Below are 19,531 nucleotides of genomic sequence, written 5' to 3' on the forward strand. Positions count from 1 at the left end.
ACAATATGACAACTATCGCACACATGCTAGCTGTTTTACTAGGAACTCAATAGCGAAAAATTTTTTCATCTTGTCGCAAATTTGCTTATTCTATATTCTAGCCAGTGTCAAGTCTTAGTTTATCAGTATTATATAAGTGTTTAAATGTAAGCATTGGAATTAATTTGTAGTATTCATGGCTAAAAAACAAGAGTATATATACTAGTCTTAAAAGTAACTAAATTTAAAAATTAGCTATTTTTTTAGAAAAAGCAATTATATTAACAGCAACCTGTAGTTTCTTATGAAAAATAGAGTTGATTTAATGTATTAAAATCTGAGTAAATTCAAAATAAAAAAACGTTTAGCTAATGAGATATGAACAATAAAAAAAGAAAAGATAATAACTTTTACAAATATAGACTATTAATTTTAATTGTTTTTTTATTATTAGGTATATTTTTCCGTTTCGTCAACCTTGATAGAAAAGTCTATTGGCACGATGAAGCTTACACGTCATTAAGGATTTCTGGTTATACTCAAACAGAATTTGTTCAACAAGTATTTGACGGGCGTGTAATCGGTGTTGATTCTATACAAAAGTATCAACGTCCCAATTCAGAAAAAGGTGTAATTAGTACAATTAATTCTTTAGCTTTAGAAGAACCTCAGCATCCACCATTTTATTACGTAATGATTAGATTATGGGTGCAAATTTTTGGTAATTCAATAGCTACCACGAGAATTCTGTCAGCTATTATTAGTTTGCTAACTTTTGTTGGTATTTATTGGCTGTGTTTAGAATTATTTGAGTCACCAATCACAGCATGGATGAGCATAGCACTTTTGGCAGTTTCACCTTTAAATGTGCTGTATGCTCAAGAAGCACGACAGTTCAGTTTATGGACAGTAATAATTTTGCTGGGGAGTGCTGTACTGCTACGAGCAATGCGACTGCATAGCAAGCGATGGTGGGGGATTTATGGAGTGACAGTAGCACTAGGATTATATACTTTTTTATTTTCTGGTCTGGTGGCGATCGCTCATGGTATTTATGTAATTGCCACAGAAAATTTTCGATTTACCAAAACAGTGAAAGCTTATTTAGTGGCAGCTAGCGCTGGTTTTTTTGCTTTCATCCCTTGGATTTATATTATTATTAATAACTTATCTCAAATTGACAGAGTAACAGCTAGTGCCCAGACCAGACAATCTCTTTCTAGTTTAGTGGCAACTTGGATTACTAACATTAGTTATTTATTTGCAGATTTCTGGCGTTACGAACCATTTTTTCCAGATTTACATTTTCCAGGTTTACGCTGGGGTCGATTTTTAACTCCTCTAATTTTAATTCTGGTAATATATTCATTTTTATTTCTTTATCGTCAAGCTGCACCACGAGCCTGGCTATTTATTTTTACACTGACTGGCATAACTGCATTAGCTCTCGTATTACCTGATGTAATAATCGGAGGTAAGCTCAGTGTTAGAGCTAGATATGTGATGCCATGTTATGTAGGCATTCAGTTAGCTGTTGCTTACTTACTTGCGACTAAACTGATTTCTACTAGGTTGATAGCACGTAAGTTTTGGCAATTAGCCATCATTATAGTAATTTCCAGTGGATTATTATCTTGTCTGATTAGTTCTCAAGCTGAATCATGGTGGAATAAAGGTAGTATTTCTAACCCTGAAATAGCTCGTATAATTAACAAAACTAATAAACCACTTTTGATTAGTAGCAATAATTCTTTAAATATTGGCGATTTAATGTCTTTAAGCCATTTGCTAAATTCAAAAGTGCAGATGCAATTACTAATTCAGCCAAATTTACCCCAAATTCCGGCTGGTTTCAGCGATATATTTTTATATAATCCATCTCCAGAATTAAAATCTGGAATTGAGCAAAACTATCGACTAACTACGGTCTATAAAAAAGCTAGGCTGTGGCGACTACAAAAGACTAAGATTTAACTAATGAGATAATCTGAATCTATAAATAGTTTCTTCCGCTAAAATAACGATAAATTTAAGTTTTTCAAGAACGTGTATAAAGCTTGAGGGTAAATTTATCTAAAGACATTGTGCCTGAAACATCTTGAGTATTTTTCAGCTGAAACTTATTTGACAAAATCTGTTGAATTCTTTGATTCTCTCTGTTTATTTCCGCTTCTGTTTTCAAACGAGACCATAAGGGATCACTACTATCTAACCAGAGAACACGAGGATATTTTTCAGCTTCATCCTTCAAGACTTTTTCTAAAGAAGTTGCCAGATTGGCAGGCTTATCAGCTAACAGCATGACATTAGCTTGGGGAGGAATATAATAAGCCAAACGCATAACATGGCCCCAAGCTTTGGAATTCATAGCAATTAAGGTTGGCTGATTTGTATCTTGTAAAATCAAATCTGCAACTCTATGGAAAACTGAGCGATGCCGTAGGCTAAAATCACCGATACTAATGGTGAGATACAAAAATAATAAACTAGCTACTATAGATGTACGCCACTGACTAGGTACACCTCGTTCTACCCACAAAACTAGCAATAATAAACAGCCGGGTAGAATAATAATCATAGTCCTTCCCCAGCCAAATCCTACAGTAAACTTTTGAGCTACAATGTCTACTCCTAGAGCTAGTGACAACGGTAAAAGCCCTAATATTAAAGCTACAGTTAAGTTTGTTTTTTCACCACATTTCCAAAGGCTAATGCTAGAGGCTAAAAGCAGCAAAATTACTAAGCAACCAGCTATGGCTACACTCATCGGTGCTAAACTAGATACCCAGTCTCCCACAAGCAAGTTAATACCCAAAGTTTGAGCAACATCTTGCAAATGTTGTAACCATGCAGAACTAACTTCTTTGACAGCGCTAAAGCGTTTTAAGTCAGCATTTCTCAGTTGCTTGAGAGTACCCCATAGTACCCAAGGAATAGTTAATAAAACTCCAGCCCCTAAACGTAAACCGTGCTGCCACCAATGGTTTCGGTCAAGGTACAATACTAATACTGCTAAAGTAATGAGCCAATAAGCATATAAGTAAAATGTCAGTATACCAGCTGCAACCGAGCCAATTAAAAGGACATTCCATACAATTTGACTGCGGTGATTTTGAGGAATTTGAGTATCTTTTTGATAAATTAAATGTAACAGCGCCCATGCACTTAATGTTGCCCATAAAACTAAGGGTGCATACATCCGAACATTAAGAGAATGAAATAAATAAAATGGATTAATTCCTAGTAATGCAGCGAGAAAGAGTCCTCCTCGATGTCCTAAGAAAACTCTACCTAAACCATAAGCACTACCCATAGCTGCAATACTCAAAAATGTATTGAGGCTACGCATAGCCGCTTCACTATTGCCGAAAAGAAGCAGCCATAAATGTTGACTCAAAAAAAATAATGGTGGATGAGGTTCTCCTCCTAACAAACTTTTAAGTAAGCTACTAATAGTTAAAATAAAATCGCGTATACCTGTCTCAACAGATATGCTCAACAATGATGTATACTCTGCTAATACTACAGGTGTATCTTTGGGGCTATTGTAGGCACTATTTTTCCCAGTAGAAATTAGTAAAGATAAAACTTCGTCGTACCAAAATTCTCTACTACCCAAATTGATAATTCGTAGTAACACACCTAGTGCGATCGCACTCAGCAGTAACCACTCTAAAGAAAATTGCCCAAAGAATTTAGGGCTTATTAAGTCTTTATTCATAGCAGAAAAATTTATAATTCTTCAACAGTTACGGAGTTTGCGTAGCGAAAGAGCTTAATTTCAAAAATTAAGCTGACTTATTCGATAGATATTGTTTTGTGACCCAGTTGTAACATAACTCAAAAATAATGCCTAGAGTACAGGTAATCATGGTTACTATAGCTAAACGCAACCAGTAAAATGAAATTACAGTATTTAGCACAGTCCAAAGCCCTACAAAGATGTTCATGTGTGTGAGAAAAATTCCATAAGAGTAATTCCCTAACACATCTAGCCATTTTTTCGGGATTGTCAGCATGGTCATAATCTGAAAAACAAAGCAAAATTCTCCAACACCTATAAGTGCATCCGCTGGAACCCTCAAAATGGGCCAAATTTCAGATGATGACCAGTGACAAGCTAAGCCTAAAATCAATAAGAAAATGGGCAAAACTAACCAACGACGCTCAAATAATAAATTTTGAATTAACAAATAAAAACTGGGAATTTTTTTGATATTTACCAAGTTTAAATTCTGCCATTTAATCAGAGCGATCGCCACTACTATTCCGAAGACAAATTCAAATAAACGTGATGGAAATAATGCTCCTTTTAGAAGAATATCAGTTGTTAAGGTATCCAAAGCTAAAAAGACAATCAATAATCGATATATTAAAGAAAATAAAAGAGAACCAAAAAGTAATATTGACCATCCCCAACGTTTACCAAACCAGATTAATAAAGGAAAAACTAAATAAAGCTGAATAGAAAGACCGACATACCACCAAGCACCATTGAGAAAAAAGTAATATTTGAAAATCATGTTTCGCAAAGTTGTCAGACTGGCAATAATAGCCGCTCCTACTTCGATTCCTCCTTGGGCAAATATCTCTTGTCCATAAGGAACATAATCAGGCTTAATCAAAACCAACCCTAAAGCTAATAAGTGAGCCAACCAGTATAAAGGTAACAAACGTAAAGCTCTGCGCCGCCAAAACGATATCACACTAAAAGAGGCAGATTTTGATTTAGATACCTGATATCGTTGCCACCAAGATGCAGCTAATCCAAAACCACTAGCTATCAGAAAAAAATGAACTCCTTGCTCTCCTATCAGACATAAAGTAGAGAGTAAACTCTCTACTAAACTTTTGAATCCATATTCTTTAGATGCTGCTAATATTTGAAAGAATGATGGCGAGCCTTTGCTGTATTGCCAAAGATGGTAAGTAACAACCATCAATATAGCCAAACCCTTAATTGCAGGTAGAGTTTGACTGAGGCGGTTATAGTTTTCGGCGAAAGGTATGGGGTTGGTTTTGGTAAAACTTATTGGCATAAATGCATAAATATAGTTAGGAATGACGAAATTAAATTGATACTAATTTTGTGTGAGGTTGCACTTTATTCCCCCACAAACTTCAGCCTGGACAGTATTTTTAAGGGCTGTTGCCATTGTCAAAAGCCTTACATAACCATAATTTACCTGAATTTACTTGAATTTACTGGAATTAAAATTATTTTTTATACTTTTAGATTGGACAAAACTATTTAATTAAGTTATCAAAGATACTGAGATTACCACTGCTCAAGGAAAAACTTCAACTTCAGCAAAACTGGTATTGAGTCTCAAGAATCAAATCTGCTATGTAGCCTTTAGCTAAATCCTAGGGGCTTTTTCTATCGTTCAAGCTATCCTTAGTAAAGTGCTGAGGAGCCAGTGCGTTGGGGAGACACTGCGTTGCGCGGGTTAAGAGCGTTGAAGCAAGTGTCGTCGGCTTCGCCGAATTGAAGCATCTGGCGTTGCTGAGTGCTTAGTAGAAAGCCAGTTTTTTTCACAGCTAGCTTTGAGCAATGAACATTGTCCTAACCTATGTGACTACGGCTATAGTCACAGTCAGACATTTATTGCCACCAGAAAGAAAAGCTAGGAAATAGACAGAGCAGGGATTTAGACAATTCAGGAGAAGTATTCACAAGCACAGAGCAGGAGTAAAATCAACTTATTGTCAAAATATAAAAAGTAACCTGGTTGTAACTAGTGCCCTGTGAAGCTTAAAACTGTTGATGCTATTCTCGACCGTGCCCTAATGGGGTATGATGTATCTCCCGAAGAGGGAGTATTTTTGTTAAAACAAACTGACCCAGAGGCGATCGCAGCCATTCAAGTCACCGCAGACAAACTCCGCCACGCTCAAGCAGGTGATACCGTCACATACATCATTAACCGAAATATTAACTTTACTAATATTTGTGAGCAGCATTGTAGTTTTTGTGCTTTTCGTCGGGATGATGGTGATACGGGCGCTTACTGGTTAGATTGGACGCAAATTTTAGAAAAGTCCCAAGATGCAGTCAAACGTGGTGCAACAGAAATCTGTATGCAGGGAGGATTGAATCCACAAGCGCAGATCAATGGTAAATCTTTGCCTTATTACCTGAAACTGGTAGAAACCATCAAGCAGGAATTTCCCCAAATACACCTACATGCTTTTTCCCCCCAAGAAGTTCAATTTATCGCCAGAATTGATGGACTTGAGTATGTTGATGTGATAGCTGCTTTACGCGATGCTGGTGTTGGTTCAATGCCAGGAACAGCTGCTGAGGTGTTGGACGATGAAGTGCGACGGGTGTTGTGTCCAGAGAAGATTGATACAGCTACTTGGCTAGAAATTATTAGTACATCTCACAGATTGGGTTTACACACCACTAGCACTATGTTATCTGGACATATTGAAACGCCAGAACAACAAATTGGGCATTTAGAAAAATTGCGATCGCTCCAAAAAACTGCCATCAATCAAGGATATCCAGCGCGTATCACTGAGTTTATTTTATTACCGTTTGTTGGACAAGAAGCGCCTAAATCCTTACGCCGTCGAGTCGGACGCGATCAACCGATTCTAGCTGATGCACTGCTATTAGGGGCTGTAGCACGGATTTTTCTAGGAAATTGGATTCCTAACCATCAGCCAAGTTGGGTAAAGTTGGGACTAGCTGGGGCCACAGAAGCTTTAACTTGGGGTTGTAATGATATTGGTGGCACATTAATGGAAGAGCATATCACCACAATGGCAGGTGCTTTAGGTGGTACTTGCATGGAAGTCGAAACCTTGCAAGCTGCGATCGCTTCTTTAGGACGCCCCTATCAACAACGCGATACCCTTTATCAAAAAGTTAAGAGTTAGGAGTTAAGAGTTAGGAGCTAAGAGTTAGGAGTTCTTAATTCTTTACTCAGCACTCAGCACTCATCAGTACAGACGATTCGGCGAATCGTCTCTACTCAGCACTCAGCATTCAGCACTCAGCACTCTCATGATCCCCAAGACCCCAATCCAGGATAGGATGGACGTTGATTTACGTATAGTTTCAGATGATGCATATGAAACGCTATTGGTCGCGTCTGCTTGCCTTAGTTTTAGTTGTAGCCATTGGTTTAATGGGTTGTTCTAGCCCCGACAGTCTGACGGGAGATTATCGCCAAGACACCTTGGCTGTGGTCAATATCATGAAACAAGCCCTAGAGTTAACAGAAGATTCACCAAACAAAGCAGCAATTCAAGCAGAAGCGCGTCAAAAAATTAATGACTTTTCAGCTCGCTACCAAAGGGCAAACTCTGTTTCCGGTCTTAGCTCCTTTACAACTATGCGAACAGCCCTCAACTCTTTGGCAGGACACTACAGTTCTTACCCAAACCGACCCATACCACAAAAACTCAAAACTCGCCTAGAGCAAGAGTTACAACAGGTAGAGTCTGCACTCCGACGTGGTGGTTAACTATCCACTACCCTATATTCCAATGTCATGAGTCCAAAGTTCTGATTTTGGACTCATAATTAATACCGCTTAGCGTAATTAGTAAACCGTAATTAGTGAATCGTAAAGCTTTTAGACAAATGGTTGACTTATTTACGCTGTAATGAAATCGCACTTTTACTCAGCACTCAGCAATAGTTTGTAAACTTTAGTTAAATCCCAGTTTTGAATTTCAAATGTCGAATTTTCACTTTGATAGATGACTGTGGACACAACGCCATTGTAATAACCAACAAAATAAATAACTGTTGCATTCGTATGATATTGCGCCAGTATTTTGCATAACTTAATTCAATAAAAAATCAGGCAACAGCAACAGGGGTTTAGGAGTCTTGAAGAAGTAGGCTTCAAAACCTTTGTTTTTGATATATAACATTTGATACATGTCACCCCCAGCCATCTGATATCAGCTTGCAATCAAAGATAGTAAATGAGCGTGAGTTCGACAAGTGCTATTTTGACCTCTCCCCTGGCTCCTCTCCTACAAGGAGAGGGGAGTAAAACCCCTATTTTTTCGTTCCTCCTCCCTCGCCTAAAAGGCGAGGTAGTCCGGGAGGGAGAGGTTTATCGAACTCACGTTAAATGAGCATGGAAAACAGGGGAATAGGGAAACAGGGGAGCAAATCTTTCTCCCTCATCTCCCTCATCTCCCTCATCTCCCTCATCCCCCATCTCCCCCATGTCTAGATGCTGCTTCTCTTCGCAACTGATTATGAATGAATTGTGGTTGATGATTGATTTGTCCTTCTACTTTTAGGTATGTCTAACCGTCCCTTGAATCTTGCAAGACCAATGTTATTTTGGCGACGCTTGTTTGCTGCCGTTTTCAGCAGTATTCTCTTAATTCCCAACGTTGGAAGTCAGTCAGCCGAGGCGCAGCTAACACAGTACTGCCAATTATCAACAGCAGCAACGCGAACAAAAGAAAACCTACGTTTGTCAGCCCTAAAAGGTGATAAAGATGCTCAGAGCCGTTATCAGCAGTTATTGAAAAAACACGCACAGCAATTACAAGAGTGCCGTAATCGTAATTGGCCACAAGTCCAAGCTCTTTGGTTACGCTTGTATCCCTGTGACATTAAGCCAGGAACGCTCGATCAGGTTATGGATCGGATTGTCAACCGTGGCTATAATCAAGTTTATGTAGAAGTTTTCTATGATGGGCAGGTACTATTACCAGCCGCAGCTAACCCAACGGTTTGGCCTTCTGTGATTCGCACTCCAGGAGCAGAAAAGATTGATTTACTTTCTGTAGCGATTCAAAAAGGGCGGCAACGTGGCTTAAAAGTTTATGCTTGGATGTATACCATAAATTTCGGTTATACTTACGCTCAACGTCCAGATAGAGAAGCAGCGATCGCTCGCAATGGCAAAGGTCAAACAAGCTTATATGTAGTAGATAACGGCTCTCAAGTATTTATTGACCCCTACAACGAGCAAGCTAAACGCGACTACTTTCGTATGGTACAAGAAGTAGTGCGCCGTCGCCCCGATGGAATACTATTTGACTATGTGCGTTATCCCAGGCAAGCAGGAACTGATTCACTCGCCACCAAAGTCACCGATTTATGGCTATATAGTCAAGCCACCCAAGAAGCTTTATTTCGACGCGCACAGAACTATAAAGGATTGGAGTTAATTCGGCGTTTCTTGAGTAAGGGATACATCACCGCAGGAGATATCAGTGAAGTGGATAAACTTTATCCTCAAGAAGGTGAACCCATGTGGCAAGGTCGCATCCCACCGCCAGCCTCAAAATCAATCCTTTCTCCTAGCGACAGACAAGCACTTTTGCAAACAGAGTTGTGGCAATTGTCAGTTGCCCATGCTATGCAAGGTATCTTGGATTTTGTCGCTTTAGCCAGTTACCCAGCACAGCAAGTAGGAATACCTTCTGGGGTAGTGTTTTTCCCTGATGGTAACCAAACTGTAGGTCAAGGGTATGATTCTCGCTTACAACCTTGGGATAGGTTCCCTAGTTCTTTAGAGTGGCATCCTATGTCTTATGCGACTTGCGGTAACGTGAATTGTATTGTGCCGCAAGTTCGACGGGTTTTGAGCGTCGCCAAACCAGGTACACAGGTGATTCCAGCTTTAGCTGGTAACTGGGGAGAATCGGTGAGTAATCGTCCACCATTAGAAGTACAAATGCAAGCACTTCGTCAACTTGCCCCTCAACTTAAGGGAGTCAGCCATTTTGCCTATTCTTGGCAATATCCTGAAAATGATAGCGATCGCAAATTCTGTCGCGTCCGCTAATCATTCACAGTAGATAAACAGGGGATGCAGAAGTCAATTTTATTCTGTAATTTCCCTGCTATTTTTGAATTGACACATTCATAGAGAAGCCAAAATAGCAAATATGATTTTTAAAACTTATATGGCAAAGTACTATGAAGATGGCTATTTTAAAGATAGAGGAGAATTGTGAAGAGGTAGAGAGATGGCTTACAGTGATTTCAGCCTTGCAAAAGTAAAAAATGATTTTAGCTTGACTTTAGACGAAAGCCACAATCTATTTGCTGACACAAAACCAGTATTACCATCTGCAACTTTAAAAACTCTTCTTAGTGATTATATTCCCTTAGCCACATCTATATTCTACCGAAAAAGCTAGATCTGAGTTCTTAATTGCACCAATTTTAGCCGAAGTTAGACGATTATTAAATAATCAAATTTCTCTCTTTTCTGGTAATGAGTTTAATGTCGATATTTATGATTTTTTACATATGCAAAAAAACATAAATTTATAATAAATTCGCTATACCATCGAGAAGAAAGTAAAGACGTTGAATTTAAACATATAGAGTCACAACATCCTGTTAAAAAAATTGTAAATCATGCAGAAGAATATATAACTGGATTTCTTAACGCCTTGGTAGAAGGAGAACTATATCTAGGTATAGATGATGCTGGTAAAATTCTAGATGTTAAACTTAGTAAGAGTGAGCGAGATGAAATTCAAAAAATAATTCCTAATAAGCTCAGAAATACAGATCCAATAGTTTCTCCATCACTTTATGATATTTCGCTTTACAATATTATTAACGAAGAAGAAAAAGAGATAGATGATTTATTCATTGTAAATATAAGTATTCTGGGAATAGATGAAAATCAGTTTTATAGAACGTCAAGCCGTGAGTATTTTCTCTACAAAACAACAGGAGGAAGTACTTATCTTAAGACAGGTACAGACTGCATTAAGCTGAATACCACAGAAAGAGCACAAGAAATTCAAAAGCGTAAACAAAAGTATTTAAAGAAAGAGTTAGACGATATTAACAATCAACTTTTACAAAATCCGGACAATCGCTCTCTTCTCCATGAAAAAGCTAAGATAGCGAAAATGATGGGCGATATTGAGACAATAGATGAAACTTATAAAAAGCTCATAAATCTTAACCCTAAAAATTATAGAACAAGGGTTGATTATGCTTCTGCACATAAAAGTATAGGTGATTTAGAGGGAGCATTAGATATCCTTGAAGATGCTCTTAAGATAGACAAAGATAATCTGAGTATATTAAAAACAAAAGGAGAAATACTTTTAGGCTCAGATAAGGCTAAAGAAGCTTTCCAAACGTATGAAGCTGCATTGAAACTTAATCCAGAAGACTATACTATCATTACCCAAACTGGTATTGCATTAAGAAAATTAGGTAAATATAGGGAATCTATCAAAGTTTTTAATTTGGCTCTTGCAAAGTCTCCTCATTATAGAGTTGCAAAATATGAAAAAAAAATAACTTATCATAAGATGTTTGAGGGTGGTATCAGAATATAAGCTCACAAATATGAAATATATTCTGTTAAAATATTTTGCATACTGGACTTGTTATGTTAAAATAATCGCAAATACCTACTTGATGAGCATTGATGTCCGTTGGCGATACAGCAACGGTGTATTTTCATCCAAACTTTACGCTAACTAGTGAAAAATCTGTTAGTGCTGCTGTAATGCAGTAAGCAGGAATGCCATCAGTAGGTTTTTTTAATAAAGGTACTGACTAATTGTGAGTAACAAAATTTCTCTTTCGCCTCTTTTGTATGAAAGTTGTGAAGACCTTGGTAAAAAATTCAAAGAATTAAAATCAGCAAGAGATGTTGCTCAAATTTTAAAAGTTCCATATAATTATTTAATTTATTATATTTATAGAACTTCTGAAAATTCAAAATATCAAACTTTTAATTTAGAAAAAAAATCTGGTGGTTATAGAACTATTCATTGTCCAAATAACTCTCTGGAAATCCTTCAAAGGAAATTAAGTCAAGTACTATATTCAGTCTATAATCCAAAACCTTGTGTTCATGGATTTGCAGCTAACCGTAGTATAGTTACAAATGCTAAAGTTCATACAAGGAAAAAATTCGTTTTAAATATAGATATTAAGGATTTTTTTGATGCAATAAACTTTGGTAGAGTAAGAAGTCTTTTTATTGCAAAACCATATCAGTTAAATAAAGAAGTTGCAACTATTTTAGCTCAGATTTGTTGTTTTAAAAACAAGTTGCCCCAAGGAGCGCCAACATCGCCAATTGTCTCTAACTTAATCTGTGCAAAGATGGACAAAGAGCTTCAAAATTTTGCCAAAGAGAATGGAATTTTTTATACACGATATGCTGATGATATAACATTTTCGATTAATCGAGAAAATTTACCAAGTGGATTAGTTTCGTCCTATAGTAAGGGATTTTCTAAAGTTATATTAGGTGATGAATTGAGGTCAATTATAGAAAATAACGGATTTCAAATAAACGAATCAAAAGTAAGGTTAGCTTATATAAACCAAAGACAAGAAGCCACAGGCTTAGTCGTTAATAAAGGTGTTAATATTAATCGTAAATGTATTCGTAATCTTTATGGTACTCTACATGCATGGGAAAAATTTGGTTTAGAACAAGCACAAAAGACTTATATTTTTGAATATGCAATAAAACCTGTTTCACCTAATAATAAAGTACCCCCTTTTTTAGATTCACTAAGAGGTAAGATAGAATTTATAGGAAGTGTAAGAGGAAAAGATGATCCTCTATATCGAAAACTTTTGAATATATTTCATGAATTAAAAGAAAAAGAATCTGATAAAAACAACATTATAGTTCCATAATATCGGTTCATGTTAGATCAATCCTGCTTATTAATTACTACATAAGTTGCTTCTCTTAACGGATAAATACCAGTTGCTTTTAGTTCTAAGAAATCCATACCCTTCTCAAAAATAATTTTGTATCGCTGAATATTTTAGGAGAAGCAACTGGTTGATAGTCATATTCTGCTTTAGAAATCGTAGACAAATAATGACGCTTACCACCGTAGTGAAACCTCAACTGTAACCGACCATTAGAGCTAATGATTGATACAGATCCTTTGTATCCCCGTTCCTTATAATTTTTTGAGAACATATGTATTAATGGTGTAATTATCCTCTGCTCTACACCATTTACACCATTTTTACACCACTTTTTGGTCTAAAGGTGTCTAAAAATGTTCAATATTTATCACTGAAATAGAACTAATGTTCTATTTCAGTTAGGGGTTAGAAATTATAAAACCCTTGAAACCAGTGAGTTTCAAGGGTTTTATAGAGATGCCAGGAACCAGACTTGAACTGGTGACACGAGGATTTTCAGTCCTCTGCTCTACCGACTGAGCTATCCCGGCTGGGCTTTTTTCTTTGCCACGATTACTTAATGTAGCAAAGATATAAGGGTTTGGCAAGGGCTTGTAGAAAAAATTTTATGTTACTTTCAACCCCAATTTCACCCACAGGAAAACAGCTATAAATATGAGAAACTGAACAAGAACAATGCTAGGGCCCGAAGCCAGGTTGAAAATACCCGAAACGATGATGCCAGCAAGGCTGGTAGTGAAACCGAATATCACCGACATGATGAGAAAGCGGCTAAAGTGGTGACTCATCAATTTAGCTGTAGAAGCGGGAATCACCAAAAATGCATTCACCAGTAAAACACCGACAGCTTTAATCGCCACGGCAACGGCAAGTGAAAGCAAGACGACAAACCCATAGCGATACAATTGAACGGGAATGCCTTGAACTTGTGCCACGTCGGAGTTAAGGGTCAACAAAATTTGCTGGCGCAGAGTCGGTAGTAAGAATACACTGCCGCCCAAAAGCACAAGCAGGGTCAAAATTAAATCTGTAGAATCAATAGCGAGAATGTCACCAAACAAGACTCCCATCAAATTGCCGCGATAACCTTTGATGAGGCTGGTGAGAATTACGCCAATTGCCAATGCTCCTGATAGCACTATACTAAGAACGCTATCGCTAGCTAAATCGGTTTTATCAATAAAGTAAAGGACAACAACGCCAAACACTAAAGTAAAAGGTAACAGCATCCAAGTAGGATTGAACTGTAGTAACACGCCCAATGCTACCCCTACTAATGCGGCATGACCTACAGCATGGCTGAAAAACGATAGCTGGCGCAAGGTTACGAAACTACCAAGTAAGCCCCCAAGTATTCCCATTAATACAGCACCTGCGATCGCACGTTGCATAAATGGGAAATCCAACAAACTCACTAAGTCACTAACATTAATGATGGCTAGTCCAGCTATGTGACAATCAAAAGATAAATACATATGTAATTTTTTACAAAAAATACCAATTCGTAATTAGTAATTGATATTATGAATTTTGAATTAAAAACTCTACACCCAATCAAAGAGTTATGAATTTTTAACTCCTGTACGGGCGGGTTTACCTGGATATCTTGCTACCAATTGAGTAATATTACAAAACCCGCCCCTACGCCTTCCCACTCAATTATGATGATGCTGGTAACGACTAAAGCTTGGGCCGTAGGTTGCTAAGAGGTTTTGGGGTGAAAGAGCAATTTCTGGCTGGCCAGTACAAACAACAGTTTGATTGAGGCAAAGGACGCGATCGCAATGGCGGCTTACCATATCAATATCATGGGAAACCTGTAACACTGTCCAGCCCTCTTCGCGCTTTAATTCATTTAGTAAAGTATAAAAATCGGCTATACCTTGCACATCTACCCCAGCAAAGGCTTCATCTAGTATCAAAAGTTTTCGAGGCATCACTAAACAATAAGCTAGTAATACCCGTTTGAGTTGACCACCACTCAGAGAACCAATAGCTTGATTTCGCAGATGATAAGCATCTGTTCGCTGTAAAGCTTCTACTACTGCTGCTGATTTTTCTCTATCTTGTCTCCACAGTTTTTTAAAAAATGAATTTCCTTTTTTACCTGCAAGTGTCCAACCTAGTCCTACCAATTCACTCACAGATATGGGAAAGTTGCGGTCAAAAATAAAATTTTGCGGCATATAACCCAAGAGGTGACGTAAACTTCCGAGTCTAGAAATTGGGCGACCAAATATTTCAATCTGGCCAGCAACACGCGGAATCAGTTCTAATACTGCTTTTACCAAAGTACTTTTACCAGCACCGTTGGGCCCAACTATTGCTGTATCTGTCCCAGGGAATAATTCAAAGGAAACATCCCGAACAGCTAAGTAACTGCCTTGATATACAGTTAATCCTTCTACTTTTAAAATAGGAATTTCATTAGTCATTAGTCAGTTTTTATTTGCCATTAGTCAGTTTTTATTTGTTAAGAAGGAGGGTAATTATAAATTATCTTTTAACTCCTAACTCCTAATTCATTTACACGCAGTTTCTAGAGTTTCTAAGTTAGCTTTCATTACTTTGAAATAATACTGCGGATCTGTCTGACCAGCTTCTAATGAATCTAGAGTACGCAAAGTTAATTTCAAGTCTTTGGAAAGGCTAGCCAGTAATTTGTTATCTACTCCTGCTTCACTAAACAAAGCTTTCACTTTATACTTTTTTACTACATTGACTGCATTTTGCACATCTTGTGGTGAAAGTTGGTCTTCGGGAATTTCCACCACAGCAACTTGTTGGAGTTTATAGCGTTGAGCTAAGTATGGAAAAGCATCATGAAAGGTGATAAAGGTGCAGTTGGGAGTTTTCTGCAAAGTTTGTTGAAATTCACTGTTTAAACTTTCTAATTGCTGAATATAAGCTGCTGCATTTGCTTTATAAGTAGCTTGATTTTTCGGATCGGCAGCAATTAAACCCTCCCGAATATTTATTACCTGCTGTTTTGCCAAAACTGGATCTAACCAAACGTGAGGATTACCTTCTGCGTGGTCGTGGTCTTTTTCAACTTTGGTGGTTTCTTCAACTGGTGAAATTTCATTTAAAGATTTTATGCCTTTACTGGCATTAATTTCGATTAATTTTGGATTTTGGGCATTTTTTACGGTGTCTTTGAGAAATTTCTCTAAACCCAAACCATTTTTGACCATTACATTGGCAGTGGCGATCGCTTTCACGTTGTCTGGTGTAGCCTGATAATCATGTACTTCCGTACTCGGTGGTACTAAAAGTTTTACATCTGCTACATCACCAGCTACGGCCTTAGTAAACAAATACATCGGTAAAAATGTTGTCACCACTTTGGTTTTTTCTGACTGCTCTAATGGAGTCGATGCTGCCTCCTGTACTGGTGGAAACTGCTCAGTATTAGTTTCCTGATTTTTGTTCGATTGGCTACAACCACTAGCTATTGACAATAATAGCAAAGCAATTAGGGACAAGATACCGCTTCTTTGTCTACCTAGTTTACGTCCTATGTGAGTCGGAATCACCGTGTTTTCTCCTCCAAAAGGATACTTGCTCTGCTTTGGTTAAAGTTTTTGTTGACAATTAAACTTATTGTACACTGCCAATTATAATAATTCTCATTCTCATAAAAAATCATAAATATTACTAATCGTGTAAAAAATCACTACAATTTTTATAAACTACTGTTATTTGCTGTTTAGTTTAGCCCGATGAATGATAATTTCTTGACTTTGAGTGTTAAAAAGATAGCTCTCTACTGATAATATTTTGAGAATACTTGTCAACAAAATCTGCTTTGATAAAATTGCCGTGAAGGTGTGACCAACGGTGAGTAAGTGTGAGGAAAAAATGCAAAAGTTATGGAAATATTTGCTGGTAAGCCCAGTAGTTTGCGCTAGTCTGATATTTGCTGGTGATGCATATGCACAAGAAACACCAGCCACATCACAAACAAGTCAACCGCTATTGATAGCAAGTCCAGAAAATAATGCTGAGAATTTTCATCAAAATCAGGTAATGGCACAAATTACCTCAGTGTCTCAGTTATCTGATGTACAACCTACGGATTGGGCTTTTGTCGCCTTGCAATCACTAGTAGAACGTTACGGTTGTATTGCAGGTTATCCAGATAACACTTATCGAGGTAATCGTCCACTGTCACGCTATGAATTCGCTGCTGGTTTGAATGCTTGTCTAGATCGGGTGAATGAACTGATTGCCACAGCTACCAGCGACATTGTAAGAAAAGAAGATTTAGCTCAATTGCAAAAGCTACAAGAAGAATTTTCCGCGGAACTGGCGACATTACGGGGTCGAGTGGATTCTCTAGAAACACGCACAGCTGAGTTGGAGGCGAATCGATTCTCAACTACAACCAAACTACAAGGGCAAGTTGTGGCAGTTGTCAGTGATGTTTTCTCAGGAGATACTGTTAACGGTATAGAAATTACCGACAAAAATACAACTCTTGGGGTACGGGCACGCGTTGAATTTGTTACTAGTTTCACAGGGCAAGATACACTTTTTACTAGGCTTCAAACGAATAATATTCTTAGCCCTGACATTGGTACGCCAGAGGGCAACTTATTCTTTGCTGGTGAAGATGGTACTAACGACGCTTTTATAGATGCATTATTTTATGCATTTCCCCTTGGCAAACAGACTGAGGTGAAACTAATTGCCAACGGAGGTGCAGCAGATGACCTGACCAATACTGTTAATATCTTCGATGGTGATGGTGCTTTCGGTGCTTTGTCCACCTTTGGTACGCGCAACCCAATTTATAACCAAATCGGTGGTGCAGGGTTGGGAGTCACTCACGAATTTAGTGATAAATTAGCACTCAGCCTAGGGTATTTGAGTGGTACAGCTAATGACCCATCTCCCAAGAATGGTTTGTTTGATGGTGGTTACGGTGCTTTAGCGCAGCTGACTATTAAACCAAGCGATCGCATTACTATTGGTTTAACTTACATCAATTCCTACAAACAGCCACTACTTACGGGTAGTAATGCGGCAACTTTTGTAAATTTAGAAGATGTGGCATTTTCCAGCAATTCTTACGGTATCCAAGCATCTTTTAGCATCAGTGATCAATTTGTCTTAGGCGGTTGGGCTGGATACACCACCAGCCGTACCTTAAGTGGAAACCGTGGGGATGTTGACATTTGGAATTATGCAGTCACTCTCGGCTTCCCCGACCTTGGCAAAAAAGGTAATTTAGCTGGTATTATCGCTGGTGTAGAGCCGAGAGTGACAAGTTCCAGTGTCGCCGGATTAGCTGAAGATAATGATACTTCATATCATGTTGAGGCGTTTTACCAATACAAAGTAAGTGACAATATCACCATCACCCCAGGAGTTATCTGGCTAACATCCCCAGATCATAACGATAACAACGATGATGTTGTGATTGGTGCTTTAAGAACCACATTCAGTTTCTAATTTTTTAAGCAAAACTAGGTGCTGTAGTGGCAATGCATGAATTGCCACTATATGAATAAAGCGCAACGTTACACAGAATTAGCATCAAAAGAAGACGCGAAGAAAAACTTCGCGTCTTTTGCTACTGAATATCAAAATAAAAACCCAGCATCCTGGCTGGGTTGGACATCTGAAAACGACATTTTAAATGTTTTATAGTGTTTATGCAGATCTTCGAGCATATGAGCAATATAAACAAGAAAATCCATAGTGGATTTTACAGAGTTGGAAAAGTAAGCTCATGGTAATTACTGAGGAAATTTTGTAAAATTAGTATTATTGACAAGGCAATCAATAGAGAAAAAGTTTACAGCATAAAAAAAACCAGCCTCCCACGGCTGGTTTGAAAAATATTTTTTCGCGTTGTCTTCTCAATAGAGTTAAAACCCAATTGCGCGTTCCCAAAATGCAACGGGCAACTTTTCTTAACAATATTGTAACAGCCAACACAGTTTTTTCGTAAAAATTTACCAAAAAAAGATGTGGCCGAAGGAAATTAGCTTCTATCTTTCAGAATATTTCAAAAATGTCAAGGGATAGAGGGGATGGGGGGATGGGGGGATGGCTGACAGGTGTAGGTTTTTTACACTTAGGAGGAGTTAAAACAGTAAAAATCGTCAACAGGAGTAGAAGGAAAAGAACTCCAACGATGAAGTTGAATAGGAAGATGGTTGAGTAAATTAGCAATCAGGGTTAACAATCCCTGGAGAAAACAAGAAAGATGACGTTGAGGATGAAGGTTAAGAGGTTGAGAAAATACAATGTGGTGAGATGGAAGTGTTTCTAAATTTGGGGGAGATGATTGATTTTCAGCTTCACCCTTACGGGTTCGGTAGTTGCTTTCCGACGCAAGGCGACAGGAACGCACTACCTCACCACCAAGCATAACCATCCAAAGGGTAGAAACTGCGATCGCTAACCTGCATACGTTCAGCACGTTGAGGGTCAAGTAAACGGTGTTGTGCCACTGCCAACCGTCAGATTTAACATCGCGGTGAGGGGGTCGCAGTCTTGGCGGTTCCCGTCGATTGCGAACCCCCGAACCCGAAGGGTAAACGCATTCAGTGCTAGGACGTAAACCGTACCAAACAGCCGAAGCGCGAGTTGGTTCAATGTCAGTCAGAATCAACCACGGGTCTTGATAGCCGATATCCCAACGTGCCAGTAATGTGCATTTGAGTGGATTGGTTTTAAAACAAATAATCTGACCTGACCAAGATTGTGCAGGAGCAGAGACTACATCTACCAATAGATGCCATGTGTGACTAGGTGGAACTCGATAAGTCCCTTGATGGTTAATACGTAAAAACGGATGCCAGCCAGCATCGACAATGAGTTGATATAACCAATCTGCATACAGGCCTCGATCAGCCGTGACTATCACTTGAAATCTACTGGGAATCACAC

Annotated in this window: 14 protein-coding genes, 1 tRNA gene and 1 pseudogene; 9 read left to right on the forward strand and 7 right to left on the reverse strand. The window is 38.2% G+C overall.

Features of this window, described 5'->3' with window-relative positions; translation table 11 throughout:
* Positions 1-357: 357 nt before the first annotated feature.
* Complete coding sequence (locus I8748_RS30790; protein ID WP_198128282.1) at positions 358-1,953, forward strand: glycosyltransferase family 39 protein; 1,596 nt, start codon at positions 358-360, stop codon at positions 1,951-1,953.
* A gap of 64 nt (positions 1,954-2,017) precedes the next feature.
* Here I8748_RS30790 and I8748_RS30795 read toward each other — a convergent pair whose 3' ends face one another.
* Both I8748_RS30795 and I8748_RS30800 read right to left on the reverse strand, forming a co-directional pair.
* The gene (locus I8748_RS30795; RefSeq protein ID WP_198128283.1) at positions 2,018-3,700 is read right to left on the reverse strand and encodes a glycosyltransferase family 39 protein; all 1,683 of its coding nucleotides are present in this window, start codon (positions 3,698-3,700) and stop codon (positions 2,018-2,020) included.
* Positions 3,701-3,767: 67 nt separating this feature from the next.
* Complete coding sequence (locus I8748_RS30800) at positions 3,768-5,018, reverse strand: acyltransferase family protein (protein WP_198128284.1); 1,251 nt, start codon at positions 5,016-5,018, stop codon at positions 3,768-3,770.
* A gap of 709 nt (positions 5,019-5,727) precedes the next feature.
* Here I8748_RS30800 and cofH point away from each other — a divergent pair.
* The 6 genes from cofH (at position 5,728) to I8748_RS30830 (ending at position 12,604) form a co-directional block, all read left to right on the forward strand.
* Positions 5,728-6,867 carry a 7,8-didemethyl-8-hydroxy-5-deazariboflavin synthase subunit CofH gene (cofH, locus tag I8748_RS30805; protein WP_198128285.1) on the forward strand — a complete coding sequence of 380 codons (1,140 nt, stop codon included), beginning with the start codon at positions 5,728-5,730 and terminating at the stop codon, positions 6,865-6,867.
* Between the two features lie 194 nt (positions 6,868-7,061).
* Positions 7,062-7,457, forward strand: coding sequence for a photosystem II protein Psb27 (gene psb27 / locus I8748_RS30810; protein WP_198128286.1), 396 nt, complete (start codon positions 7,062-7,064; stop codon positions 7,455-7,457).
* Between the two features lie 798 nt (positions 7,458-8,255).
* Positions 8,256-9,755: a family 10 glycosylhydrolase gene (locus tag I8748_RS30815; RefSeq protein WP_198128287.1), complete on the forward strand. Its 1,500-nt coding sequence runs from the start codon at positions 8,256-8,258 to the stop codon at positions 9,753-9,755.
* A gap of 184 nt (positions 9,756-9,939) precedes the next feature.
* On the forward strand, positions 9,940-10,113 hold the full coding sequence (locus tag I8748_RS35480) for a hypothetical protein (RefSeq protein ID WP_225896598.1): 174 nt from the start codon (positions 9,940-9,942) through the stop codon (positions 10,111-10,113).
* Between the two features lie 135 nt (positions 10,114-10,248).
* A complete protein-coding gene (locus I8748_RS30825) occupies positions 10,249-11,280 on the forward strand; it encodes an RNA-binding domain-containing protein (RefSeq protein WP_318781300.1) in 1,032 nt (343 codons plus the stop codon).
* Positions 11,281-11,509: 229 nt separating this feature from the next.
* The gene (locus I8748_RS30830) at positions 11,510-12,604 is read left to right on the forward strand and encodes a reverse transcriptase domain-containing protein (protein WP_198128288.1); all 1,095 of its coding nucleotides are present in this window, start codon (positions 11,510-11,512) and stop codon (positions 12,602-12,604) included.
* Between the two features lie 481 nt (positions 12,605-13,085).
* Here I8748_RS30830 and I8748_RS30835 read toward each other — a convergent pair.
* The 4 genes from I8748_RS30835 to I8748_RS30850 form a co-directional block, all read right to left on the reverse strand.
* Positions 13,086-13,158: transfer RNA gene (locus I8748_RS30835), tRNA-Phe, on the reverse strand.
* Positions 13,159-13,233: 75 nt separating this feature from the next.
* A complete protein-coding gene (locus tag I8748_RS30840; RefSeq protein ID WP_198128289.1) occupies positions 13,234-14,103 on the reverse strand; it encodes a metal ABC transporter permease in 870 nt (289 codons plus the stop codon).
* Positions 14,104-14,283: 180 nt separating this feature from the next.
* Positions 14,284-15,063: a metal ABC transporter ATP-binding protein gene (locus I8748_RS30845; RefSeq protein ID WP_198128290.1), complete on the reverse strand. Its 780-nt coding sequence runs from the start codon at positions 15,061-15,063 to the stop codon at positions 14,284-14,286.
* 87 nt (positions 15,064-15,150) lie between these two features.
* The gene (locus I8748_RS30850) at positions 15,151-16,164 is read right to left on the reverse strand and encodes a metal ABC transporter solute-binding protein, Zn/Mn family (RefSeq protein WP_198128291.1); all 1,014 of its coding nucleotides are present in this window, start codon (positions 16,162-16,164) and stop codon (positions 15,151-15,153) included.
* Between the two features lie 325 nt (positions 16,165-16,489).
* Here I8748_RS30850 and I8748_RS30855 point away from each other — a divergent pair, with 325 nt between their 5' ends.
* Positions 16,490-18,085 carry an iron uptake porin gene (locus tag I8748_RS30855; RefSeq protein ID WP_198128292.1) on the forward strand — a complete coding sequence of 532 codons (1,596 nt, stop codon included), beginning with the start codon at positions 16,490-16,492 and terminating at the stop codon, positions 18,083-18,085.
* A gap of 51 nt (positions 18,086-18,136) precedes the next feature.
* Positions 18,137-18,283, forward strand: coding sequence for a hypothetical protein (locus I8748_RS30860; protein ID WP_198128293.1), 147 nt, complete (start codon positions 18,137-18,139; stop codon positions 18,281-18,283).
* Positions 18,284-18,713: 430 nt separating this feature from the next.
* Here the strand turns inward: I8748_RS30860 and I8748_RS30865 are convergent.
* Positions 18,714-19,531, reverse strand: a pseudogene (locus tag I8748_RS30865) (hypothetical protein); the annotation flags it as partial.

This window comes from Amazonocrinis nigriterrae CENA67, from assembly GCF_016056305.1.
Classification (GTDB): Bacteria; Cyanobacteriota; Cyanobacteriia; order Cyanobacteriales; family Nostocaceae; genus Amazonocrinis; species Amazonocrinis nigriterrae.